26 protein-coding genes and 1 tRNA gene are annotated in these 21,887 nt (G+C 63.6%); 15 read left to right on the top strand and 12 right to left on the bottom strand.

Annotation, left to right across the window (positions count from 1 at the left end; translation table 11 throughout):
• Positions 1 to 56 precede the first annotated feature (56 nt).
• Both C0456_RS17795 and C0456_RS17790 read right to left on the bottom strand, forming a co-directional pair.
• Positions 57 to 539: a GNAT family N-acetyltransferase gene (locus tag C0456_RS17795; protein WP_291054989.1), complete on the bottom strand. Its 483-nt coding sequence runs from the start codon at positions 537 to 539 to the stop codon at positions 57 to 59.
• Between the two features lie 63 nt (positions 540 to 602).
• Positions 603 to 1,322, bottom strand: coding sequence for an alpha/beta hydrolase (locus C0456_RS17790; protein WP_291054986.1), 720 nt, complete (start codon positions 1,320 to 1,322; stop codon positions 603 to 605).
• 115 nt (positions 1,323 to 1,437) lie between these two features.
• On the opposite strand from C0456_RS17790, the gene C0456_RS17785 reads away from it, so the two are divergent.
• The gene (locus C0456_RS17785) at positions 1,438 to 2,583 is read left to right on the top strand and encodes a cysteine desulfurase family protein (protein ID WP_291054983.1); all 1,146 of its coding nucleotides are present in this window, start codon (positions 1,438 to 1,440) and stop codon (positions 2,581 to 2,583) included.
• Between the two features lie 26 nt (positions 2,584 to 2,609).
• Here C0456_RS17785 and C0456_RS17780 read toward each other — a convergent pair whose 3' ends face one another.
• Together C0456_RS17780 and C0456_RS17775 are read right to left on the bottom strand one after the other, a co-directional pair.
• The gene (locus C0456_RS17780; protein WP_291054980.1) at positions 2,610 to 3,254 is read right to left on the bottom strand and encodes a hypothetical protein; all 645 of its coding nucleotides are present in this window, start codon (positions 3,252 to 3,254) and stop codon (positions 2,610 to 2,612) included.
• A gap of 29 nt (positions 3,255 to 3,283) precedes the next feature.
• A complete protein-coding gene (locus C0456_RS17775; RefSeq protein ID WP_291054978.1) occupies positions 3,284 to 4,153 on the bottom strand; it encodes a hypothetical protein in 870 nt (289 codons plus the stop codon).
• Positions 4,154 to 4,506: 353 nt separating this feature from the next.
• On the opposite strand from C0456_RS17775, the gene sufB reads away from it, so the two are divergent.
• The 10 genes from sufB (at position 4,507) to C0456_RS17725 (ending at position 12,875) form a co-directional block, all read left to right on the top strand.
• Positions 4,507 to 6,069, top strand: coding sequence for a Fe-S cluster assembly protein SufB (sufB, locus tag C0456_RS17770; protein ID WP_291054975.1), 1,563 nt, complete (start codon positions 4,507 to 4,509; stop codon positions 6,067 to 6,069).
• Positions 6,062 to 6,418: a hypothetical protein gene (locus C0456_RS17765; RefSeq protein ID WP_291054973.1), complete on the top strand. Its 357-nt coding sequence runs from the start codon at positions 6,062 to 6,064 to the stop codon at positions 6,416 to 6,418. Before sufB ends, C0456_RS17765 begins: the two co-directional genes overlap by 8 nt.
• Positions 6,419 to 6,480: 62 nt before the next feature.
• A complete protein-coding gene (locus C0456_RS17760) occupies positions 6,481 to 7,188 on the top strand; it encodes a hypothetical protein (protein WP_291054970.1) in 708 nt (235 codons plus the stop codon).
• A 64-nt stretch (positions 7,189 to 7,252) separates the two neighbouring features.
• Positions 7,253 to 7,966 carry a hypothetical protein gene (locus C0456_RS17755; RefSeq protein WP_291054967.1) on the top strand — a complete coding sequence of 238 codons (714 nt, stop codon included), beginning with the start codon at positions 7,253 to 7,255 and terminating at the stop codon, positions 7,964 to 7,966.
• A 234-nt stretch (positions 7,967 to 8,200) separates the two neighbouring features.
• Positions 8,201 to 8,962, top strand: a complete 762-nt coding sequence (sufC, locus tag C0456_RS17750) for a Fe-S cluster assembly ATPase SufC (RefSeq protein ID WP_291054964.1) — start codon at positions 8,201 to 8,203, stop codon at positions 8,960 to 8,962.
• The gene (locus C0456_RS17745; protein WP_291054961.1) at positions 8,959 to 10,182 is read left to right on the top strand and encodes a SufD family Fe-S cluster assembly protein; all 1,224 of its coding nucleotides are present in this window, start codon (positions 8,959 to 8,961) and stop codon (positions 10,180 to 10,182) included. The genes sufC and C0456_RS17745 overlap by 4 nt, the downstream gene beginning before the upstream one ends.
• Before the next feature lie 171 nt (positions 10,183 to 10,353).
• Positions 10,354 to 11,577: a cysteine desulfurase gene (locus tag C0456_RS17740; protein ID WP_291054959.1), complete on the top strand. Its 1,224-nt coding sequence runs from the start codon at positions 10,354 to 10,356 to the stop codon at positions 11,575 to 11,577.
• 8 nt (positions 11,578 to 11,585) lie between these two features.
• Positions 11,586 to 11,969 carry an SUF system Fe-S cluster assembly protein gene (locus tag C0456_RS17735; RefSeq protein WP_291054957.1) on the top strand — a complete coding sequence of 128 codons (384 nt, stop codon included), beginning with the start codon at positions 11,586 to 11,588 and terminating at the stop codon, positions 11,967 to 11,969.
• A 35-nt stretch (positions 11,970 to 12,004) separates the two neighbouring features.
• Positions 12,005 to 12,364, top strand: coding sequence for an iron-sulfur cluster assembly accessory protein (locus tag C0456_RS17730; RefSeq protein ID WP_291054955.1), 360 nt, complete (start codon positions 12,005 to 12,007; stop codon positions 12,362 to 12,364).
• Positions 12,365 to 12,380: 16 nt separating this feature from the next.
• Positions 12,381 to 12,875, top strand: coding sequence for a DNA-deoxyinosine glycosylase (locus tag C0456_RS17725; RefSeq protein ID WP_291054951.1), 495 nt, complete (start codon positions 12,381 to 12,383; stop codon positions 12,873 to 12,875).
• 4 nt (positions 12,876 to 12,879) lie between these two features.
• Here C0456_RS17725 and C0456_RS17720 read toward each other — a convergent pair whose 3' ends face one another.
• From C0456_RS17720 to purC, 5 genes are all read right to left on the bottom strand, one after another.
• The gene (locus tag C0456_RS17720; protein ID WP_291054948.1) at positions 12,880 to 13,194 is read right to left on the bottom strand and encodes a multidrug efflux SMR transporter; all 315 of its coding nucleotides are present in this window, start codon (positions 13,192 to 13,194) and stop codon (positions 12,880 to 12,882) included.
• A 99-nt stretch (positions 13,195 to 13,293) separates the two neighbouring features.
• Positions 13,294 to 14,100 (bottom strand): 1-acyl-sn-glycerol-3-phosphate acyltransferase, encoded by an 807-nt coding sequence (locus C0456_RS17715; protein ID WP_291054945.1) that lies wholly within the window; start codon positions 14,098 to 14,100, stop codon positions 13,294 to 13,296.
• Between the two features lie 35 nt (positions 14,101 to 14,135).
• Positions 14,136 to 14,825 carry a TetR/AcrR family transcriptional regulator gene (locus tag C0456_RS17710; RefSeq protein ID WP_291054942.1) on the bottom strand — a complete coding sequence of 230 codons (690 nt, stop codon included), beginning with the start codon at positions 14,823 to 14,825 and terminating at the stop codon, positions 14,136 to 14,138.
• Positions 14,826 to 14,975: 150 nt separating this feature from the next.
• Positions 14,976 to 15,218, bottom strand: a complete 243-nt coding sequence (gene purS / locus C0456_RS17705) for a phosphoribosylformylglycinamidine synthase subunit PurS (RefSeq protein ID WP_035598585.1) — start codon at positions 15,216 to 15,218, stop codon at positions 14,976 to 14,978.
• The gene (gene purC, locus C0456_RS17700; protein WP_291054937.1) at positions 15,218 to 15,997 is read right to left on the bottom strand and encodes a phosphoribosylaminoimidazolesuccinocarboxamide synthase; all 780 of its coding nucleotides are present in this window, start codon (positions 15,995 to 15,997) and stop codon (positions 15,218 to 15,220) included. Before purC ends, purS begins: the two co-directional genes overlap by 1 nt.
• A gap of 182 nt (positions 15,998 to 16,179) precedes the next feature.
• Here purC and C0456_RS17695 point away from each other — a divergent pair, with 182 nt between their 5' ends.
• On the top strand, positions 16,180 to 16,509 hold the full coding sequence (locus C0456_RS17695) for a DUF1476 domain-containing protein (protein ID WP_291054934.1): 330 nt from the start codon (positions 16,180 to 16,182) through the stop codon (positions 16,507 to 16,509).
• Here C0456_RS17695 and C0456_RS17690 read toward each other — a convergent pair.
• The 3 genes from C0456_RS17690 to C0456_RS17680 all read right to left on the bottom strand — a co-directional run bounded on the left by C0456_RS17690 (position 16,499) and on the right by C0456_RS17680 (position 19,623).
• Positions 16,499 to 17,506, bottom strand: a complete 1,008-nt coding sequence (locus C0456_RS17690) for a family 16 glycosylhydrolase (protein WP_291054931.1) — start codon at positions 17,504 to 17,506, stop codon at positions 16,499 to 16,501. The two genes, C0456_RS17695 and C0456_RS17690, sit on opposite strands and share 11 nt — an antisense overlap.
• A gap of 88 nt (positions 17,507 to 17,594) precedes the next feature.
• Complete coding sequence (locus C0456_RS17685; protein ID WP_291054928.1) at positions 17,595 to 18,218, bottom strand: 5-formyltetrahydrofolate cyclo-ligase; 624 nt, start codon at positions 18,216 to 18,218, stop codon at positions 17,595 to 17,597.
• A 259-nt stretch (positions 18,219 to 18,477) separates the two neighbouring features.
• On the bottom strand, positions 18,478 to 19,623 hold the full coding sequence (locus tag C0456_RS17680; protein ID WP_291054925.1) for an esterase-like activity of phytase family protein: 1,146 nt from the start codon (positions 19,621 to 19,623) through the stop codon (positions 18,478 to 18,480).
• Between the two features lie 139 nt (positions 19,624 to 19,762).
• On the opposite strand from C0456_RS17680, the gene C0456_RS17675 reads away from it, so the two are divergent.
• The 3 genes from C0456_RS17675 (at position 19,763) to C0456_RS17665 (ending at position 21,822) form a co-directional block, all read left to right on the top strand.
• On the top strand, positions 19,763 to 20,227 hold the full coding sequence (locus tag C0456_RS17675) for a helix-turn-helix domain-containing protein (RefSeq protein WP_162547627.1): 465 nt from the start codon (positions 19,763 to 19,765) through the stop codon (positions 20,225 to 20,227).
• 202 nt (positions 20,228 to 20,429) lie between these two features.
• Positions 20,430 to 20,504: transfer RNA gene (locus C0456_RS17670), tRNA-Gly, on the top strand.
• A 217-nt stretch (positions 20,505 to 20,721) separates the two neighbouring features.
• On the top strand, positions 20,722 to 21,822 hold the full coding sequence (locus C0456_RS17665) for a hypothetical protein (protein WP_291054922.1): 1,101 nt from the start codon (positions 20,722 to 20,724) through the stop codon (positions 21,820 to 21,822).
• Positions 21,823 to 21,887 lie beyond the last annotated feature (65 nt).

Here is a 21,887-nt window from a genome sequence, read left to right as displayed (position 1 = left end):
GCGATTGCCCGAATGACGGGGTGGGGCCGCGCAAGGCAAAAAGAGCCGCCGCCAGCTTACCCCGCCTGCGCCGCCAGCGCGCCCAGCGCTGCCCCGTCCACGCGGTAGACCGTCCACTCATCCATCGGCCGCGCGCCCAGCGAGAGATAGAAATCGATCGCCGGCCGGTTCCAGTCGAGGACGGACCATTCCAGCCGCCCGCAGCCGCGTTCCACGGCAATCTCTGCCAGCTTTGCCAGCAGCGCCTTGCCATAGCCCTTGCCGCGCGCGGCGGGGTCTACGAACAGGTCTTCCAGATAGATGCCGGGCCTCGCCAGGAAGGTGGAATAGTTATGGAAGAACAGGGCAAACCCATGCGCCTTCCCGCCTTCCTCGATCAGCAGCACTTCAGCATAGGGGCGCGGCCCGAACAGGCTCGCCCGCAGGCTTTCCTCCGTAGCCACACAATCGGCCTCCAGCTTTTCATACACGGCCAGCGCGCGAATGAACCCCAGTATCACAGGCGTATCAGCCGCCTGCGCAAAACGGATGCGGTGCATGTCTTGAAACCTCATGTCAGATACAAAAAGGCCCGCCTTTGGGGCGGGCCTTTGCGGTCAGGATCAATCCTCGAAGTCTTCGTCCTCGACGACGACATCGGCGCCGCTATCCTCGTCGGCTTCGGCGCGCAGTTCCTGTTCGGCTTCGGCCAGGCGCCGCAGCAGGTATTCTTCGCACACGGCGATCAGCTCTTCGCGCTTGTCCTGATAGAAGTGGTTGGCCCCGGCCACCTTGGCGCGGTCCACCTTCTGGCCCTTCTGTACACGCACTTTCGTCAGCGCGCGTTCCACGTCTTCGGGAGAGGCGATGGTGTCCTTGTCGCCCGCCACGATCAGGCCGGAAGCCGGGCAGGGCGCGAGGAAGGAGAGGTCGTAATGGTTGGCCGGCGGGGAGATGGCGAGGAAGCCGTCAATCTCCGGCCGGCGCATCAAGAGCTGCAGCGTGATCCACGCGCCGAAGGAATAGCCTGCGCACCAGACAAAGCGGGGGCTCTCCGACAGGTTCTCCAGATAGTCGAGCACATAGGCGGCGTCTTCCAGCTCCCCGATGCCCTGGTCATAGGCGCCCTGGCTGCGGCCCACGCCGCGGGAGTTGTAGCGCAGCACGCCGAAGCCATGCTTTTCGAACAGCTGGTAGAGCATGATCGTGATCGGGTCCTGCATCGTCCCGCCCGCTTTCGGGTGGGGGTGCAGGATCAGGGCGATGGGCGCGCCCGGGTATGGCGGCTCGGTATAGCGCGCTTCAATTCGGCCCTGGGGCCCCGGAATGATGATCTCGGCCATCGCAACCTCGGCGTTTTTTCCACAGAAGGGCGCGTAGATAGGCCAAGTCGCTGCCGAAATGCAAATTTTTCTGCAGGGTGCGGGATTGCCCGGAAAAGACTATATAAAAGGGACCATGATATACGCCGATTACAACGCCACCGCCCCGCTGCGGCCGCAGGCAAGGGCGGCCATGCTCGCCGCGCTCGATCTGGGCCCAGCGAACCCCTCCTCCGTCCACCGGGCCGGGCGGGCGGCCCGCGCTGTGGTGGAGAAGGCCCGCGCCGAGGCCGGCGCCGCCATCGGCAGCCGGGCGGAAGACATCGTGTTCACCAGCGGGGGCACCGAATCCCTCGCCCTCGCCATCCAGGGCGCCGTCGCCGCCCTCGATGGGGCCGCCACCCTCATCGTCTCGGCCATCGAGCATGAAGCCGCCAGCAAGGCCGCCGCCCATGCCGGCGTGCCGGTTGAGACCGCCTATGTCCTCCCCACAGGACAGGTGGACCTGGATGATCTGCGCGCCCGCCTTGCCGCCTGGGACCGGGGCCTCAAGGGCACGCCCATCCTCGTGCTGATGCTGGCCAACAACGAAACCGGCATCCTCCAGCCCGTTCAGGAAGCCGCTGCCCTCCTGCGCGAGGCCGGCGGGCTCACCATCTGCGACGCCGTCCAGGCCCTCGGCAAGGTGCCCGTCAATGCCGCCCTGCTGGGCGTCGACTATATCGCCCTCTCCGCCCACAAGATCGGCGGGCCGCAAGGCGTGGGCGCCCTTTGGCACCGGGCGGGCGCTCCGCTGAAAGCCGTCCAGTATGGCGGCGGGCAGGAACGCGGCCTGCGCTCGGGCACCGAGAATGTCGCCGGTATTGCCGGTTTTGGCGCTGCCGTGTCCGAAAGTGTCCGGGAATTGCCCCGCTATGCCGCGCTCGGTCCCCACCGGGACGCGATGGAGGCCCGGCTGAAGGCCGAAGGCGGCGTCACCGTGATCGGGGAAGCGAGCCCCCGCCTCGCCGGCGTTTCAAACTTCGCTCGGCCCGGCTTCCGCGCCGAAACCCAGGTCATGGCCCTTGATCTGGCAGGGATTTGCGTCTCGGCAGGCTCGGCCTGCTCGTCAGGAAAGGTGAAAAGATCCCTTGTCTTGATGGCCATGGGCGCAGATGACGCCCTTGCCGAATCGGCCATCCGTACCAGCTTCGGCTGGAACACCCAGCCGGAAGACTTCCGCCACGTCGCCGACGCCTGGCTTCAGGCGCACCAGCGGGCCAGCTCGAAACTGGGCGCCTGACCCGCCGTTCACAGTGCCCGCAGCGCTTACTGTTCCTTGGGACCAACGGCAGCGGCCTCTTCCAGGAAGACCCTGGCAAACACGTAGCCGCCATAGGAATAATCCGTCTTGGGGCCAGCATCTGCGGCAGTGCCTATCTGGGTTCCGGCAGAGTTGTCGGGCTGTTCCGTGAAAAGATAAGCCTTGCCGATGAGATCGGGATTCGCGCGGATCAATACATACCGCTCGTTGGCGCGGGACGGAAAGAACACGGACCATGTGCCGCCCCGCTGCAGGAAGGCTTCCGGCCCGAATGTGCGCACGGGCGCCAGGTCCGCATCGAGCGTGACGACTTCAGCGGCAAACAGGCGCTTGGCCTCGAACACGCCTCCGGCCTGAATGGTGGAAACCTTGACCGAGCCGGGCAGCTTGTACAGCACGTAGGGAAGCTTGGCATCATTGACGACCTGACAGGCCGTTTCCGGACCCGCAATGATCGACAGGGTGCCGGAGCGCTGGCGCTTCTTGATGGTCACCGTCTGGGCGGTGTGCGCCTCGATGTTCTGGGTGCAGGCCCCCGTCCCATCAAATGACAGGCTGGCCGGAGGCGGCGGTGGCGGCGGCGTCGCGCAGGCGGCAACCAGGCAGAGGGCGGTGGCCGCCGAGGCGGCCTTCAAGGGGGACTGTTTCATCTGGAACAAAGCCTTCTGGAAAGTTGCGATCACAGCGTTTCGGTTACCGCGTCTGCGTCGGGCGCCCCGGAAGGCGCGGCCGGGGTTTCCGCCTCAACGCCCCCCACAGGTCCGTCCGCTATCGTAATGGCCGAGGAGGGCGCTGCTGCGAGAATAAGGGCGGCCGTTGCCTTCGCGGTGCGTTGCAAGGCATGGGTCAGCGCGGCCACGGCGCGTTCGGGCTCATCCTGGGTGTAGGCGTCAACAGTCTTGAAGGCGCTGTCCAGAACATAGGGCACGACGATTGTCGTGGAGCCAACATTCGGGTCTGCGGGCAGGTACGGACTCATCTGGACGGGCGCCTGAAGGCCAGGGCGGCCATAGCTAAGCGCGTCGTTCATCAGCAGCTTGCCGGTCTTGGCGTCGTGGATCTTCACCTGGGCGAAGACGGAGGGATACCAGACCATATTGTCGATCGTGAACCCATACTGGCGGATCAGGACATCCACTGACGCATCATGCTTGGCGTCAGGGTCGGCCGTTACGGGAACGAATGTCCCCTTCGCGCGCGAGACCGGCTTGTGGCTGGCTTCGATCCGGCCTGCTGAGAGGGCGCTCACAAGAGCCTCCTCAAAAACGGCGCGGGCATCGAAGCCTTGCTCGGTCAGCATCCGCTCGATCTTGCCGTTCCGGTTGGAGTCTATGCCAGCATCGATGGCGGCAACAACCAGCGCGCCCAGAATACCGCCGGCCGCCCCGGCGGCTGGCGAGACCTGACCCGAATTGACCATCGACTGGGCGGTAGAGTTGCCTACCGACATGTCTATGGGCATGTCCTCTCCGGTTGCCCGCTCGGGCATGCCCGTAGACATGAGGATTACACGGTTCAGTTGAATCTGTTCGGCATCCAGCGCCAGCACGGGATCTTTATCCGACTGCGCGATCGCCTGAGAAGAGAACGCAAAACAAAGCACTGCGGCACACGCCGCAATAGAGTGACGATTCATGATTTACCCCCGATTGCAGGGAGAACGCTTATTGGCCAGCTATTTGTTGTCAATATGCCAACCATAAATTGCTTGGATGCTCGTCACTTTCTTGATGCTTTTGTCTGGCGGCCGGCGTTCAGCTTGGCCGAGTGCTGCGTTTTTGCGGGGTTCCGCCGCAAGATGTCTCCGGCTAATGCTGCCGAAAGAACGGCGCGCCAACCTTGAAGCTGGCCCGATGACAGCCATGTCTAGGGCTCGCGCTAGGCGCAGACGGATGGACCGATATGGAATGCTGCGGCGGAATTGAAGAGCATGATGACGACTGCACCGAGGTCAAGGTGAAGGACGGCATTGATGCAAAGACGGTCGAGGCAGCAAAGCGCCTTGAATCGGAGAACTATTCTGCCGGTTTCATCACCGAGATCGAAATGGACATGGCCCCCAAGGGCCTCTCCGAAGATACCGTCCGCTTCATCTCCGCCAGGAAAAACGAGCCCGAATGGCTGCTCGAATGGCGCCTCGAAGCCTATCGCCGCTGGCTGACGATGGAGGAGCCCGCCTGGGCCCGCGTCCATTATCCCAAGATCGACTTCCAGGCCTATTACTACTACGCCGCCCCCAAGGCTGGGGCGAAATACAAGTCGCTCGATGAAGTGCCCAAGGAAATTCTCGAGACTTACGAGAAGCTCGGCATCCCCCTGCGCGAGGCCGAAGTGCTGCTCGGCGTGGAAGGCGCAGCCGACACAGCCGCCGCCGCCCGCGAGAAGCCGCGCGTTGCGGTCGATGCCGTGTTCGACTCCGTCTCGGTTGCCACCACCTTCCGCGAGGAGCTGAAGAAAGCCGGCGTGATCTTCATGTCGATCTCCGAGGCTGTGCACGAGCATCCCGAGCTGGTGAAGAAATATCTCGGCTCGGTGGTCCCCACCTCAGACAATTTCTACGCCACGCTCAATTCCGCCGTCTTCTCCGATGGCTCCTTCGTCTACATCCCCAAGGGCGTGCGCTGCCCGATGGAGCTCTCCACCTATTTCCGCATGAATGCCGAGAATACCGGACAGTTCGAGCGTACACTGATCATCGCCGATGAAGCCGCCTACGTGTCTTACCTTGAAGGCTGCACCGCGCCGATGCGCGACGAGAACCAGCTCCACGCCGCCGTGGTCGAACTCGTGGCGCTGGATGACGCCGAGATCAAATACTCCACGGTCCAGAACTGGTGGCCCGGCGACGAAGACGGCAAGGGCGGCATCTTCAACTTCGTCACCAAGCGCGGCGATTGCCGGGGCGCGCGCTCCAAGATTTCCTGGACGCAGGTGGAAACCGGCTCGGCCGTCACCTGGAAATACCCCTCCTGCGTTCTGCGCGGCGACGACAGCGTGGGCGAATTCTATTCCATCGCCGTCACCAATGGCCGCCAGCAGGCCGATACCGGCACCAAGATGATCCATCTGGGCAAGCGCACCAAGAGCCGGATCATCTCCAAGGGCATTTCGGCCGGCAAGTCCGACAACACCTATCGTGGCCTCGTCTCGATCCACAAGAAGGCCGAAGGCGCCCGCAACTTCACCCAGTGCGACAGCCTGCTGATCGGCGACCGCTGCGGGGCCCACACTGTGCCCTATATCGAAAACCGCCGCGCCGACGCCCAGCTGGAGCATGAGGCAACGACGACCAAGCTGTCGGAAGACCAGCTCTTCTATGTCCGCCAGCGCGGCATCGGCGAGGAACAGGCCGTGGCGCTTCTGGTCAACGGCTTCGTCCGCGAAGTGCTGCAGGAATTGCCGATGGAATTTGCCGTCGAGGCGCAGAAACTCCTGGAAGTCAGCCTTGAGGGCAGCGTTGGCTGATACCCTCGTCACCTTGTTTCGCCCGGTCGGAACCGCTGAGCTTGAATTGATCGAGGCGAGCGGGTGGAGGGCTTTTCCGCCGCGGCTGCCGGAACAGCCGATATTCTATCCTGTGACTAACGAAGATTACGCCCGGCAGATCGCGCGGAACTGGAATGTCCGCTACAATGATGACCGGCGAGGTTATGTCACCGCATTTGATGTGCGCATCGAAGTGGCCAACAGCTATGAGCGAAAGATTGTCGGCGGGCGCGAGCACGAGGAACTCTGGGTTCCAGCGGAAGAGCTGGAGGCGTTCAACGCCGCAATAGTCGGCCCAATCCGCCTCATCGCCAGCTACAGCGAATAAAGCGCAGTCAGATTGCGTTTTTCCCCCGGCGCGCGATAGGATCGGCGGCGGAGGAGAGACCCATGAAATTCCAACTGCTCGCGGCCCTGCCGCTCGCTGCGCTGATCGCCTGCACGCCGAAAGCCGAGGCGCCCGCCGAAATGCCCGCCGCTGCCGAAGAGGCTGCCGCCAGCCTGCCCACCTGCGCCGAGGCCGAAGCCGCCAGCGGCGGCCAGCTGGCCATGCTCACCCCCTGCCGGTTCGATCTGGGCGAGGGACGCAGCGCCGTGATCAGCTCCGCCGACATGTCCGAGGGCGACGGCCTCCTGCGCGCCGAGATCACCGGCCCCGATGGCGCCTCCCTCCAGGTGATCGAGGAAGACGCCACCGGCGTCTACAACTACCCCTATCTGGAAGACCTGACCGGCGATGGCCTGGCCGATCTGATGCTGCCGCAATTCACCGGCATGGTGAACACCAGCTACGCCCTTTGGGTTCAGGGGGAGGATGGCCTGTTCAGCCGCGCGGGTGAGCTTGGGGGCTTTGACATCACGCTGGGCAGCGACGGCCTGATCGCCGCTTCCGGGCGCTCCTCTGCGGCCGAATGGGAAACGGGCTATTACTCCTTCCAGAACGGCGCCCTGAAGGAGATCGCGGTCGTGGTTACCCGGGCGGACTTTGAGGATGGCGAGCCGGCTTCCGATCAGCCCGCCTGCGAAGTCATCCGCTCGGCTGAAGGGGTAGATATTGCGCCTTTCTGCCAGCCGGATGCTGAAACGCCCGCCGATTAAGCCCGTGCAGGCACGGAACTTGCTGGGCGGGGGGAGACATCTGGCCGGCTTGCAGGGACATGCCATGAAAAACCTGGTTAAGATCGCTGCGGGCCTCGGCCTGGCCGCCCTGCTGCTGACGGCTGCCTGCGCAACGGGCCCGGACGTGTCCCCCGAAGAGATGGCCGCGCGCCGTGCCCGGCTGGCAGCGGTCTCGCTGCTGCCCGATTGCGCCGCCGCCGAAGCGGTCACCGGTGACCGGACCGAACACCTCCCCGATTGCCGCCTCAGCAGCGCCAGGGGGCTTCACCTTATCCTCAAGTCCGACCCTCTGGACTGGGGCATGCTCGGCCCTTCGGGCTTTCTCACCCTCTCCGTGATCGATCGCCAGGGGCGCCCCCTCGGCGAGTTTTCGGAAGTCACCCACGGGCTCTATGTCTATCCGCTGGTGCTGGACGTGAACGGCGATCGCCGCGCGGACATCATCATCCCCCGCTCCACAGACGCGGTAAACCGGGTCTACGCCCTGTGGATACAGCAGGAGAATGGCGACTTTGCCCATGCCGGGCAGGTGACCGGCGCCGAGATATCCTGGACTGCCGGCGGCATGATCGCCGCAGCCAGCCGCGCCGGCGCGTCAGACTGGGAAACGGCCTATTACCGGGTCACCGGCGCTACGCTTCAGGAACTCGCCCTGGTCCGGGCCGAGGGCAGCCAGCCGCCCCGGCGCGGCGGGCGCTGCGACATCCTCCGCCTCGCCCCCGGCCTTGAGCCTGGCCGCTTCTGCGCGGCCCGCTGACCCGCGCCAATCGGGCACAATTCTTGCTGATTGAGGCCTGGCTGGGGCCGGTGGGGCCCCTTAAGGGAGCATCACCCATGTCAGGACTGATCAAGGAAATTGGCGGCTATGTGCTGCTGGCGCTGGCGATTTTTGCCGCCCCGCTGCTGGCGGCGGTCATCGGCTAGGGCTGCGGCAGCGGCTTTTCGGCGCTTTGCGCTTTCAAATCCTCGCAGGGCGCCCTAAATCCCCGCCATGTTGAAGATCCAGAATCTGAGCGCCACAGTTGGCGAAGGCGAAGCGGCCAAGACCATCATCAATGGTCTGTCGCTGGAAGTGCCTGCGGGCGAAGTCCATGCCATCATGGGGCCGAACGGGGCGGGCAAGTCCACCCTGTCCTATGTGCTCACCGGCCGGGACGGTTACGCGGTCACCGGCGGGGCCGCTACGCTCGATGGGCAGGACATCCTCGCCATGGAGCCCGAAGCGCGCGCCACAGCCGGCCTTTTCCTCTCCTTCCAGTATCCGGTGGAGATCCCCGGCGTGCCGGTGATGACCTTCGTGCGCACCGCGATGAACGCCCAGCGCAAGGCGCGCGGCGAGCCGGAAATCTCCGCGCCGGACTATCTGAAGAAGTCCCGCGAAGTCGCCAAGATGCTGAATCTGGACGCGGACATGCTGAAGCGCCCGGTCAATGTCGGCTTCTCCGGCGGGGAGAAGAAGCGGCTGGAAATCTACCAGATGCTGATGCTGGAGCCCCGCTTCATGGTGCTGGACGAGACCGATTCCGGCCTCGACATCGACGCCCTGCGCACCGTGGCCGAAGGCGTCAACGCCCTGCGCGCGCCAGAGCGCGGCATGCTCGTCATCACCCACTATCAGCGCCTGCTCGACCATATCAAACCGGACAAGGTGCACGTCCTCGCAAAGGGCCGCATCATCAAGACCGGCGGCCCGGAGCTTGCCCTGCGCCTTGAAAAAGAAGGCTATGACGGCGTGCTGGCGGAGGCTGTGTGAGCGCCGCCCTCAAGGATATGATCCGTAACCCGACGGTTGCGGAACTCGAACTGGTCGCGCGCTACGCCGCCCTGAAGGCAGACCCGCGCCGCGAGCGCCTGTTCGAAGCCTTTGCCCAGACCGGCCTGCCGCACCGCCGCCATGAGGAATGGCGCTGGAGCGATTTCAAGGCCGCTGTCACCGCGCTGGACACACCCGCCACGCCGCCGGCAGCAGACCCTCTGGCAACGGAGGGTGTCGCCACGCTGAAATTCACCCCGCAGGGCTATACCGCGCCTGCCAGCCTTCCGCCCGGCCTGCGCCTTCTGGCGAAGGAGGAGGTTCAGGCGATGAGCGGGGCAGAAGACGCCCCTCTCGGCGCGCTGGCCGCTGCGCTTTCGGGCGCAAAGAATTCCCCGGCAACCCTGCTCGCCGAAGTGACCGGCGAGGCGCCTGTGCGGCTGCACATGGTCTTCTCCGGCCCCGGCGCCATCAATGCCGCGCGCGTCGTGTTCCTGCTGCGCCCCGGCGCCCGGCTTGAAGTTTCTGAAAGCCATCTGGGCGGCGCGGCCCTCTCTACGGCGCTGGTCGAATACACGCTGCAGGAACGCGCCAAACTCTCCCGCATCGTCTACCAGCGCGGCGGCAAGACTGAAGCCCAGGCGATCACCGCGCTCATCCATCAGGATGCCGGCGCGGAAACGAAACAGACCGTGCTGGCCTTCGGCGCCAAGGTCGCGCGTATCGAAACGCGCCTCGTGCATCAGGAAACGGGCTCCCACGCCACGCTGAACGCCGCCTATCTGGCGGGGGATGGCTATCACATCGATTTCACCAGCCATGTGCGCCATGGCGCGCGCGCCTGCACAACGCGGCAGGTGACCAAGGGCGCTGTGCTCGATGGCGGGCGCGGCGTGTTCCAGGGCAAGTTCCATGTGCCGCGCAATGCCGGCCAGCAGACCGACGCCTCGATGCAGCACAACGCGCTGCTGCTGGAAGAGGGCGCCGAAGTCTTTGCCAAGCCGGAACTTGAAATCCTCGCGGACGATGTTCAGTGTGCGCACGGAAATACCTCCGGCGCGCTCGACCAGAACCAGCTGTTCTATCTGCGCCAGCGCGGCATTCCTCTGGAAAAAGCCCGCGCCCTGCTGACCGAAGCCTTCATTGCTGAGGCCCTCGAGCAAGCTGGCCCGCATGAAGACGCCTTGCGGGCAGAGGCGAGCCAATGGTTGGCGATATGAACAGGCAATACGCAACCTTGAAGCCCTCTCCCCTCGGGGAGAGGGGCAGGGGTGAGGGGGCTGCCCCAAGCCTTGCCGTATCAATTGTCCGCGCCGTCGCCACCCTCACCCCCAACCCCCTCTCCTTCAGAGAGGGCGAGGGGGCTTTTGCATCCGTGAACGGAGGCTCTTATGCCCCGTAAGCTCGACATCGCCGCCATCCGCGCCGAATTCCCGATCCTCGCGCGCGAGGTGAACGGCCATCCGCTGGTGTACCTCGACAACGCGGCCAGCGCGCAGAAACCGGACGCCGTGATCGACGCCCTCGCCGGCCAGATGCGCACCGCCTATGCCAACGTCCATCGCGGCCTGCACACGCTGGCGAATGAGACAACCGAAGCGTTCGAGGCCGCCCGCGAAACCGTGCGCGCTTTCCTGAACGCACCGTCTACGGACAATATCGTCTTCACCAAGGGCTCCACCGAAGGCATCAACCTCGTCGCCTCCGCGCTCGCCGCGCGCATCCGGCCGGGCGACGAGATCGTGCTGTCGATCATGGAACACCATTCCAATATCGTGCCCTGGCATTTCCTGCGCGAGCGTCACGGCGCCGTGCTGCGCTGGGTGGGACTGACGGAAGACGGATCGCTCGACATGGACGCGATGGCCGCCGCCATCGGCCCGAAAACGAAGATGGTTGCCATCACCCATATGAGCAATGTGCTCGGCACGGTTGTAGACGTGGCCGCCATCACCCAGCTTGCCCATGCCGCGGGCGCCGAGATCCTGATCGATGGCAGCCAGGCGGCCGTTCACCTGCCCGTCGATGTGCAGGCCATCGGCTGCGACTGGTATGTCATCACCGGCCACAAGATCTACGGGCCCACCGGCATCGGCGCGCTCTATGGCACCGCCGCCGCGCTTGACCGTGCCCGGCCCTACCAGGGCGGCGGCGAGATGATCGAGATCGTCGAGACAGAGCGGGTCACCTACAACACCGCCCCCCACAAGTTCGAGGCGGGCACCCCGCCGATTCTCGAGGCCATCGGTTTCGGCGCGGCCCTGCGCTGGCTCTCGCAGTTCGACAAGGCGGAGATCGCCGCCCACGAACACGCCCTCTATGAGCGCGCTGCCGGCGTGCTGCGCCAGGTCAACGGCATCCGCATCCATGGCGAGGCCCCCGGCAAGGGGGCCGTTCTGGCCTTCAGCCTGGAGGGCGCCCACCCTCACGACCTCGCCCAGATCCTCGACCGCTACGGCGTTGCCATCCGCGCGGGCCATCACTGCGCGCAGCCCTTAATGCAGCATTTAGGTGTGGCGGCTACGGCCCGGGCGAGCTTTGCCCTATATAATACCGAGGCTGAGGTGGACGCGCTGGGCGAAGCGCTCGCCAAAGCGCGCAAAATGCTGGTATAAATACGTATATGGCCGATGATATGACCTCCCAAGACCTGCTCGGTGTCCGCGATCCTGCGGCCGTCTCTGCGATTCCGCAGGAGGAACTCGACCGGCTGACCGATGAGCTGATCACCGCCTTCAAGACCGTTTTCGACCCGGAAATCCCGGTCGACATTTACGAGCTGGGCCTGATCTACAAGGTGGATATCGATGACGACCGCAAGGTGGATATCGAAATGACACTCACCGCGCCGGGCTGCCCGGTGGCCGGCGACATGCCCGGATGGGTCGAAAACGCCGCCCGCGGCGTCGAGGGCGTCAAGGATGTGGAAGTCAGCCTGACTTTCGATCCGCCCTGGGACCCCTCGCGGATGTCGGACGAAGCCCGCCTCGCGCTGAACATGCTTTGATTGAAGGAGGGGCCACGCGCCCCTATCTAAAGACCATGGCCCGCAGACCCCGCCCCAAACCCGTCCGCCTGACTGACGCCGCCGCTGCGCGCGTCAAGGAGATCATGGCCGAGCGCGGCATGGGCTATCTGCGCGTCGGCGTTACCAATGGCGGCTGCGCGGGCATGGAATATGTCATGGATTACGCCTCTGAACCGGCCCCGCTCGACGAGGTGGTGGAGGACAATGGCGTCACCATCCTGATCGACGCCAAGGCCGTGTTGTTCCTGCTCGGCAGCGAAGTCGATTACGAAACCACGCTGCTCCACGAGAAATTCGTGTTCCGCAATCCCAACCAGACCGATGCCTGCGGCTGCGGCGAGAGCGTGACCATCGTGCCGGCCGCGGCGGAGTGATCTGCCCGCCGGGCTGATGCAGGTTCGCGGATTTCCCCCTCTCTCGGCGCCGGACGCTGAACTCCTCATTCTCGGCAGCATGCCCGGCATCGCCTCGCTGGAGGCGGGGCAGTATTACGCCCATGCCCGCAACGCCTTCTGGCCGATCATGGGCCATCTTTTCGGCGCGGGCCCGAACCTTGCCTATCCCGGCCGCGCCCAGCGCCTGAGGGAGCAGAAGGTGGCTGTGTGGGATGTGCTGCAGCTCTGCCTGCGCGAAGGCAGCCTCGACGCGGCCATCCGCGAGGAAGTGCCCAATGATTTCGCCGCCTTCTTCGCGGCCCATCCCCATATCCGCCGCATCGGCCTCAATGGCGGCAAGGCGGCGGCCAGCTTCCGGAAGTATGCGGCGGCCCACATGTCGCCCGGCGCAGAGGCCGTGGTTCTGCCCTCTACCAGCCCCGCCCATGCCGCGCGCCGCTTCGAGGACAAGCTCGCCCTCTGGCGATCAGGCCTGCTGGGCAAGGCTTGAACTGTCAGTTCGCCAGCTTCATCAGCGCGATCCCGCCCACGATCATCGCGGCGGCCAGAAGGCGCATCGGGGTCGCCGCCTCGCCCAGCCAGATGACGCCGAAGATGAAGGCGCCCGCCGCCCCGATGCCGGTCCACACCATATAGGCGGTGCCCAGCGGCAGCGATTTCATCGCCATCGCCAGCAGCGCAAAGCTTGCCGGCATGGCGGCGATCATGATGAGGGTAGGAATGGGCCGGGTGAAACCGGCCGATTGCTTCATCGCGGCGGCCCAGACGATTTCCAGAAGACCGGCGATGACAAGAAGGCCCCAGGGCATGGGAAACTCCCGTAATTACGGGCCGTCCCGAAGCGTTCCCGGTATGGGGGAGGCCGTCCTCCTGCCTGTACTGCCTAGATAGGCATTCCGCGGCGCGGCTCAAGCCTTCTTGTAGGCGGCCAGGTCGTCCAGGGTCGGGGCGGCTTCAAAGCCGTTGGGCGGGTCCGGGATGAGGCGCGCGCGTCGGACGGGCTCGCCCGTAGCTTCGGCGACCAGTTCCGCCGTGCGGGCTTCAACCGCTTCGGTCAGGCGGGCGATGAACTCGTCCTTCGGCAGGCCGGGCGGGATCGGTTCGAGAAATTCGATGACGGCCGTGCCCTGGCGGCGCGGGCTTTCCTGCTGCTGCCAGAAGACGCCGATATTGGTGGCGACCGGCACGACGGGCACGCCCATGGCCTCGGCCATATGCCAGACGCCGGATTTGTAGCGGAAGTGATAGCCGACCGGGGCAAGGTGGCCTTCCGGATAGATCAGCACACGGCGGCCATCGGTCTTTGCCTTGTGCATGCCATTGGCCAGCGAAGAGGCCTTCTTCTCGCCGCCGCCGCACGTATCGATGACGATGGCGCCGAGCTTCTTCAGGATGCCGCCGACGAGCGGAAAGCGCTCCAGATGGTCACCGGTAACGAAAGCCAGATCCTTGATCTCCGGATAGATCAGGAAGCCGTCGCCCCAGCTCTGATGCTTGGCGCCGATCACGAACGCACCTTCAGGCAGGCGCTCACGCCCGCGCACTTCCTTGCGGATGCCGGCGATGTGGCGCAGGGCGAAGTTCATCGCCCGCGTATAGCTGCGGATGATGGCGCGCACCGGGCCATGGCCGGGCCAGGCGAGGAAGGGCAGCGAGACCAGCACATAGCCAATCGAAAGGATCCAATAGGCCAGCTGGAAGAGGGTGGCGCGCATGGGAATGCTCCGTAGAGGGAACGATCAGGGGGGTGTCAGGATTTGAGGACGGCCAGTACGGCGCGCGCCAGCGCAGGCGCATGGCGGGAAAGCGGGCCGGGCAGGCGGTTGTAGATCTTGTTCTGACCCGCCTGCATCACCACGCCGAGGGCCATCGCCGCCTTCAGGGCCGGATCTCCTTTCGGAATGGCGCCGGCATCCATCAGGCCGGAAATGATCTGTTCGGTGACCGAGACCGGATCATCCTCGCGGCGCCGGTCATAGGGCAGGTATTTGTGCAGGGAGACGAGGTGGAAGGAAAAGAGCAGGAAGTCTTCATCCGCCAGCGCGCAATAGGCGGCGACGGCGGCATGCACCTTCTCCTCCAGATTGCCGGGGCCGCCCAGAGCCTCTGCAAGCATCACCGAGAGACGGTTATGCGTTTCCATGAACAGGGCAAGGGCAAGCTCTTCCTTGCCTTTATAGTGGCGGTAGAGCGCGCCTTCGGAGACCTGGGCGCTTTCGGCGATTTCCCGCGTGGTGGCCGCATCGACGCCGACATTCACGAACAGTTCAAGCGCGGCGCGCTCAATCTTCGGCCTAGCATCGCGCACACGGGGGCGCCGGCCGGCTTCATCCGCTTTCGTGACGACCGGTTTGGCGGCTGTCTTGGGGCGCGCGCCCTTGGCAGGGGCGCGGCGGGACGGTTTGCCGGACGCGGCAGCGGGGGTGGCTTTACGGGCCATGGAGAGAACGCTCCTCTGATCTTCCTCGCCCATATGCCACAGCTTTGCGAAGATTGCAAGTGATCAATCGCTCACAAAATGCGGTTTGACCAGTTCCGGAACGAAAAAGGGGGCCAGAAGGCCCCCTGAAACATTCTGGCCGGTGAAGGCTCAGACCAGCTCGATGCGGTAGCTTTCGATGACGGTATTGGCCAGCAGCTTCTCGCACATCTCCTTGACGCGGGCTTCGGCAGCCGACTTGTCCGTCTGGCCGGTCAGGTCCAGCTCGATGACCTTGCCCACGCGCGCGCCGCCGACTTCCTTGTAGCCCATGCGGGCCAGAGTATCGGCAACGGCTTTGCCCTGGGGGTCCAGCACGCCGGATTTGAGGGATACGTGTACGACCGCTTTCATTATTTGCTGCCCCCGGTGAAGTGGATGACGTTGTCGGTCTCTTCGCCCGATTCCCGGATGATGCCGAGACGGCGGGCGACTTCGGCATAGGCTTCAGTCACGCCGCCCATGTCACGGCGGAAGCGGTCCTTGTCCATCTTCTCGCCGGTCTTGGCGTCCCACAGGCGGCAGCTGTCCGGGCTGATCTCGTCGGCCAGCAGGATGCGGGGCATGTCGTGATCATTCTCGAACCAGCGGCCGAACTCGATCTTGAAGTCGACCAGGCGGATGCCGGCGCCGGCAAAGAGGCCCGACATGAAATCATTCACGCGCAGGGCAAGCGCGATGATGTCGTCATATTCCTGGGCGGTGGCCCAGCCGAAGGCGGCGATATGCTCCTCGGAGACCATGGGGTCGTGCAGGGCGTCGTTCTTGAAGTAGAACTCGACCAGCGGGCGGGGCAGGGACTGTCCCTCCGGAATGCCGAGGCGCTTGGACAGCGAGCCTGCGGCGATGTTGCGCACGACGACTTCCAGCGGAATGATTTCCACTTTCCGCACCAGCTGCTCACGCATGTTGAGGCGGCGGATGAAGTGGTTCGGGATGCCCACGCTGGTCAGATGGGTCATCACGAACTCGCTGATGCGGTTGTTCAGAACCCCTTTACCATCCAGCACGGCCTTCTTGGTCGCGTCGAACGCAGTGGTGTCGTCCTTGAAATACTGGATCAGCGTGCCCGGTTCGGGGCCCTCATAGAGGATTTTCGCTTTTCCTTCGTAGATGACGCGGCGCTTGTTCATCTCAACCGGCCTTTCCTGCGCGTTCGCAGGGGAATGCGTTGCCAACGGGAATCATTCACCCCGCTCCCCTGAAGCGCGGACTGTTACGCCAAACCCGCGACAGAAACAATTATTGCGAACACCTGATCATCCACCCTATATCAGCGCCGATAGATACCGGCAGATGTGAAAGGGCCACCTCCATGAGCACATTCGATGATCGTGAACGCGCAGAGGAAGCCCGTTACGCCCTGGATCAGGAAACGCAGTTCAAGATCAACGCCCGCCGCAACAAGCTGCTGGGCCTCTGGACGGCAGACCTGCTGGGCCTGAAAGACGCCGATGCGGAGGCTTATGCCAAGGCCGTGGTGATCGCGGACCTGGAAGAAGCCGGCGATGATGATGTGGTGCGCAAGGTGCGCGGCGACCTCGAAAAGGCTGGCATTGTCCGCACGGATGTTCAGATCCGCGAGGAAATGGCCCGCCTGCTGCCCGTCGCGCGCGAGCAGGTCATCAACGATATCAAGGGCTAAGGACCACTGGCGGCGTATACTTATCGCCGCAGCTGGGGCCTTCTGCGCCCATCGGGACAAATGACACGCAGCTATAGTGGGCGCCGGTGCCGGAGTTGAAGGTTGGCCTTCCGGTCCAGCCCTCGATGAAGGGCTTGCCGACCCAGGCGCTCATCATGATCTTGCCGGGGGCGGCCGGAAGGCCTGTATCCCCGGTGGGCGTGGTGTAGATCGGCTGTCCCTCGATGAACCAGGTGATGCGCTCCGGGGTCCATTCAAAGGCATAGAGGCGGTCAGCGTCTGCCGCATCGAAGGGCAGGTCAAAGCCCTCGAAGGCGCCGCGCTTGCCCTTACGGAAATAGTTGAAATGCACCTTGGTCGTGTCCTGGCCGAGGAATTCGATGTCGATTTCATCATGCGGGTCGCCAAAGGGCGAGCCGGTGAAGGTGAAGAAGGCCGACACGGTGCCCGACCCGCGGGCCGGGCGCATGACCACCTCATAGCGGCCATAACCGTATTTCTGGGGGCTCTGCAGCTCTGCGATCGTATAGGGCATGCTTTCGCCCTTCACGCGGTGGATCGAGAGCAGGGTGCCGCTGGAGGTTTCGGTGACGTTTTCCTCGCGCCAGTTGCCGCCATAATGGGTCGCATGGTTATCATGAGTGGACGCCCGGAAGGGCGTCTGGCCGCGCATGCGCGTCAGGAAGGCGTCCTGCGGTCGGTTCGGGAGCACGGGTTTGGCCGCTTCGGGGAGCACCGGCGTATAGGTTTCCGGGCCTTTCCAGGGGAAGTATTGAGGCTGAAGCTGCGCCGTGCGCTGGCGGACGGCGGGGGCTTTCGGGGCAGGAGGCGCAGCGATTTCTGCAACAATTACAGTTGCTTGCCTGGCGGGCGCGGGAGGCGACAGCGCCATCGCGCCGGTTGCCGCGACAACCGCAATGCAAGCCACCACGGCCAGATCGATGTTTCTGGAAAACCGCGTCCAGATTGCGGACTGAGCGTTGCCGATGTGGGCCATGACTGCCTCCGAAGGTTAATCCTTCGTGAAGAGCAAGTTATGCGCCAACTATTTGTTAAGCAAAACCCCTTCGCCCCAGCCGGGCGCGTCAGGAAGCGTCTTGGCCGCCATCCGCCGGGGCCGTCAGGGCGCTGCGGTTGCGCATCATGAAAAGGGGCACCGAGCCGATCGGCGTGATGGCCCAGTCGAGCGGCTGGTCATGCGGCTCGGCAGGCACCTTGTCGATCTGCTGGGCGGCGTAGGCGACGGCGCAGGCAAAGGCGCGGCCCTTGGCGCGCAGCTTTTCCAGCGCGGCGTCATAATGGCCGCGGCCATAGCCGAGCCGGTTGCCCATCGTGTCATAGGCCAGCAGCGGCGTGAGCACGAGGGTGGGGGTGACTTCGGGGGCGTCAGCCGGGGGTTCCGACAGGCCGAAAGGGCGGCGCTCCAGCGGCTCGCCGGGCGACCAGAGCCGCCAGCTGATGCCGGTTTCTTCCATCCGCGGCAGGCACAGCTCTGCGCCCGAACGGGCGAGGCGCTCCATCAGCGGGAAGGGATCAAGCTCCTCATTGACGGCAACATAGCCCGAAACGACCGGGCCATACCGGTCCAGCAGTTTCATCGGAAAAATATCGGCGAGCTTTTCGGCCGCGTCGGGATCGCGCGCAGCCGCTTCGGCGCGGATCGTGCGCATCCGGTGGCGCAGGGCGGTCTTGTCGGATTCAATACTCATGCAAGCCCTCCTAGTGCCCGGTGGGCCCTGCAGAAAGGGCAATAGCGCACAAGAACCACACCGCCGCAGGGCACATTTCACTCCCGTCGACCTAGAGACTAGGTGGGCGCCAGATGAGCCAGGGCCACGGCCCCAGCCAGAATGCCAGCCCCCTGACGGAAAGTAAGGTCGCCGGAGATCAGTCCCACGCGAGCGTAGCAGCCCTTGTGCTTTGCAAATCTAATGGCTCTCACCCGGTTTGGAAAGCGGCAGGCAGCGTTCAGTTCTGTGTGATTCTGATATCGAGCGCATACAGCAGGGTTTTCTGGCTGGCCGAGAAATTGTTGTCCGACACGATCCAGACGCGGATCAGCTGATCTGACAGGGCTTCTGCGGCGATCCCCTCGAAATTATCCACCAGCAGGGGGCGGCTGAGGGTGAGGGTTTCGTCCGCGCCTGTGCCCCAGGTGAGGCGGATGCGGTTGCCCTGGAGGGGATCCCAGGCGCGGAACATCTCGACGGTGCGCGCGGGGCCATCGGGCAGGGGGACGATTTCGCGGCCGACGAGGCCGTGCAGGCTGGGCGCGGGAGCGGTATTGCCGGTCCATTCGGCGGTGCCATCGGCGAGGACGCGGCCCAGGGGCGAGGTGCCAAGCATACCCTCATAGCCAAAGCCGAGAGCGCCATCGGCCTCCAGATAGAGGGCTTCAGGGCCCTGATTTTCATCGATATTCCGGCCATTGTGCTGGCCGGGCAGATTGGCGACGCGGGCCGCGCGGGCGGCCGATCCACAGGTGCTGAGGGCGAAGGCTTCAATGCGGAAGCTGCGCTCGAAGCTGACCAGGGCGAGGCCTTCCGACCAGACGAGGCCTTCGGCGTCGCCCTCTGTCTTGCCGGTCAGCATCGCGCCGTCACTGCCTTGCATATATGAGATTTTTGCTCCGGAAGGGGCGCCGTTTTCGAGGTCGATCCAGACGAAGGCGCCGGCATCGGACACGCTGAGCAGGCCGCCGCCTTCAGAGGCCGGCAACAGGGCGAGGCCGGAAAGCCCGCCGACATTGGAGTTGGGCGAGGCAAGTTCCCATGCCCCTGAAATGCTTACGGTTTCCGGGATGCGGCGGGCAATTTGAGCGGCCTCGCCCACCGAAACCGGGGTGGCCGTGAGGTCGACCGGCAGGGGCGCCTCACGCTTTGTGCCGGGCGGGCAGGAGGCGGCGGCCAGCGCCCCGGCATGGTCAGACGCGCGCCAGAGACCGTCCCGGACGGCGCCTTCGGGTGACAAATCATGGACAGTTTCGGACAATTCCGGACTCTGCCGGACATCCGCGACCACCGGGGCGCCATTGACGACCACCTCTTCGGGCCCCGCGCAGGTGACCAGGAAGCCGGCGGCGATCAGGGCAGTCAGGGGGGCGCGGAAACGCATGGGCGGACTCCAGAGGGATGCTTCACGGGCGGCTATCGCGGCCAATGCCGACCACGGGATGACAAAGGTCTGACCATTTCGTGAAAAGGTGTGCGGCCCCCTCTGGATTTAGAAAGCGAACCCTTTCAGGTTTACCGGCATGAGTCAGATACCGCTTGCCCGCCGCTCCCCCATTCCGCCGGAAAACTGCAACCTGGCGCGCGCCATCGAGCTGATCGGGGATCGCTGGACGATGCTGATTCTGCGGGCGGCGCTTTATGGCGTGCGCCGGTTTGACGATTTCCAGTCCGAGCTGAAATGCCCGCGCACGGTCTTGTCCGGCCGGCTGAAGACGCTGGTGGATGCCGGCCTCCTGACCAAGCGGGCCTACAAGGTGCCGGGGAAGCGGGCGCGGCCGGAATATGTGCTCTCGGCCATGGGCATTTCGCTGCGGCCGATCCTGATCGGCCTGACCCAGTGGGGGGACGTGTGGCTTGGCCAGGGCGAGCCGCCGCCGATCAGCTTCACCAAGGCCGGATCGAAGGGCGCCATCCGCGCCGCCTTCGTGGATGCGGAGGGGCGCGAGGTGCGGCCCGATCAGATCCGGGCGGTGCTGCGGGGCTAGCGCTGCGCGCCTTGATCCGCGATCAAGACGCTTGCGCTCTCTTTTGATGGTCGCGGCGCTTTCGCGCAAAACCGCATACACTTTTGCGCGCGCCGCTTGATCTCACAATTTGTGCAGATTGCGGCTCATTTGGCTCTTGCAAAGGCGCCGCTTCCCGCATATTCCGTCCGCTCCGCTGACAAGGCGGACACAACTGTCGGATGCGGGCGTAGCTCAGGGGTAGAGCACAACCTTGCCAAGGTTGGGGTCGAGAGTTCGAATCTCTTCGCCCGCTCCAGACAGAACTCCCTGAAAACAAGGTGTTACGAGCGGCCTTCGGGCCGGGCGAGTCCTGTGTTTGTGCCGGGTAAGTTCCAAGTAAGTCCAATCGGTTCTCCGCTCTGGCTCCAAACCAACTAACTGTTGCAATTTGGCGTGTTGCGGTATGCTCTCGCCATGCGGAGTTGAATTCTGTTCGCTCGAACAGAATAGAACTAGGGGCGGTCAGAACCTGAATGTCGATGACGAGAGAAGAGTTGTTTTTGCTTATCACAGCAATAGCAGCATTCAGCCTGTTAGGGGCGATTATTGGCGCCAACCATCAGGCAATATTGTTAGCTGTAAATGGAAAGCTCAAACTTCAGGATGGATTAGGAGACTACAATCTTGACCGCTGGCAACAGATCAAGATCCTCGTTTTGGTCGTCATCACGATCGCAACTCCAATTTTTCTTTATCGCTCGCTTTCCGCTGTTGACCGTCAGGTTGCCGCCACGGTTGAAGTACGGCGCGAAGCGAAGACCAAGTTGGACGACTTGGCTGCTAGAATGGAAGTCGCCATTCGGCAGAAGCTGACCCACTATAAAAGCAAGATCGCGTCCCTGGATGCGGGGCTCATAAGGGGAAATTTGAAGTCTGACATCAGAAAACTCAGCGCTCGCCTTGCTGATGTTGAGACACGAGTTCTAAGCACAGGTGAAATCGCTGTATTTGGTTCGAGTACAGATCAGATCGGCGACCTTAAGACAGAGACGCGCGAGGTTCACGTCTTTGATCAAGAAACCGGTGTTCAAGTTTTGATGCTGGTGGTGCATATTTTTGAGGGACTCGCTTACTGGGATTTTGCGAAACCTAACCTCTTTGTTTCGCAAGACGACAAAACAGACTTCAATCTCTGGCGACATCTTCAGTCCGATGATGCAATGGAGAAGTTTACTGAGTTCAGCTTCGTAGTTGGTATCGGCTTAGAATCTAATAGCGGTCCCGGTGACATGGGGTACTCAGGGCCAAGAGCGAGTACTCTTTGTACAAATCTTCACAATATGTTTGTCAACAAGCTGCCGGTAATGGGGCTCGGTTTGGACATTGGGCGATACACCGGCGCTTCCCGAGAGACGAAATTGAACAAAAACCCAGTCCTTAGGCCAGTAATTCTTGTTGGTGTAGACGCGGACAAGCAGGCTGACTTTGAGGTGTTTATCAAGGAGCTTCTGTCGAACGTGCAGGTGCCGGGATTGGATTTGGCGAACTTCGAAAATCTTATGGGTGACAATAGGCCGGTGTGGTACAAGCCGCCAAACTGCTCTGCGGACTGGAAGTTCTTGGATGTAGATTGATCGCGAATTGTTGGCCTTCCCCTTACAAGACCTCGACTTGGCCATGCTGGCGTTGAGCCTTGCCG

This window comes from Hyphomonas sp., from assembly GCF_013823385.1.
Taxonomy (GTDB): Bacteria; Pseudomonadota; Alphaproteobacteria; order Caulobacterales; family Hyphomonadaceae; genus Hyphomonas.
Note: the sequence above shows the minus strand (reverse complement) of the source record. Positions and strands in the feature narration are given on the sequence as shown.